The sequence below is a fragment of the Streptomyces sp. NPDC026575 genome (genome assembly GCF_055567415.1).
Genome location: NZ_JBVHQM010000080.1, coordinates 1 through 1,027, shown reverse-complemented (window position 1 = coordinate 1,027; position 1,027 = coordinate 1). Strand labels below are relative to the sequence as shown.

1 protein-coding gene is annotated in these 1,027 nt (G+C 67.9%); it reads left to right on the top strand.

Annotated features, from left to right (window positions below; genetic code table 11):
* Window positions 1–1,027 (top strand): acyltransferase domain-containing protein (locus ACZ4NB_RS38770; protein WP_467667763.1); only part of this gene is annotated, 1,027 nt, incomplete at both ends.

Below are 1,027 nucleotides of genomic sequence, written 5' to 3'. Positions count from 1 at the left end.
GACGGCGTTCTTGTTCTCGGGTCAGGGTGCGCAGTGGGTGGGGATGGGCCGTGAGTTGTATGCCTCCTTCCCGGTGTTCGCGGGGGCGTTTGATCGGGTGGCGGGTGCGTTGGATGGGGTGTTGGGGTGTTCGCTGCGGGATGTGGTGTGGGGGGCGGCCCCGGGGCTGAGTGAGACGGTGTTTGTGCAGGCGGGGTTGTTTGCCGTGGAGGTGGCGCTGTTTCGTCTTGTGGAGTCGTGGGGTGTGGTGCCGGATGCGGTGGCGGGGCATTCGGTGGGGGAGTTGGCGGCGGCGCATGTGGCGGGTGTGTTGTCGTTGGAGGATGCGGCGGTTCTGGTGGGGGCCCGTGGCCGTTTGATGCAGGATTTGCCGTCGGGTGGGGTGATGGTGGCGGTGGAGGCCTCGGAGGAGGAGGTGCTGCCGCTACTGGAAAGCCTGGGCGGGGGCGTGGTGGGGGTTGCCGCGGTCAATGGTCCTCGTTCGGTGGTGGTCTCCGGTGAGGAGGCGGCCGTTGGTGTGGTGGTGGCGTGGTGTGAGGAGCGGGGGCGGCGGACGCGGCGGTTGGAGGCGTCGCGGGCGTTTCATTCGCCGTTGATGGAGCCGGTGCTGGAGGAGTTCCGTCGGGTGGCGGAGTCGGTCCGGTATGAGGTGCCGCGGTGTGCGGTGGTCTCCAATGTCACCGGTGGGGTGTTGGAGGAGTTCTCGGCTGAGTACTGGGTGCGGCATGTCCGTGAGGCGGTGCGCTTTGCCGATGGGGTGGAGTGTCTGCGTGATCGGGGGGTGACGCGGTTTGTGGAGCTGGGTCCGGATGGTGTGTTGTCCGGTCTGGTGGGGGAGAGCGCTGGCCCGTCCGAGGTCGTCGTTCCGCTGATGCGGAAGAACCGTCCCGAAGCGGCCGGGGTACTGACTGCGCTGGGCCGTCTGCACGTTGAGGGTGTGCCGGTGGATTGGGAGGGTGTGTTCGCGGGGCAAGGTGCCCGGCGGGTGGCCTTGCCGACGTATGCCTTCCAGCATCAGCGGTACTGG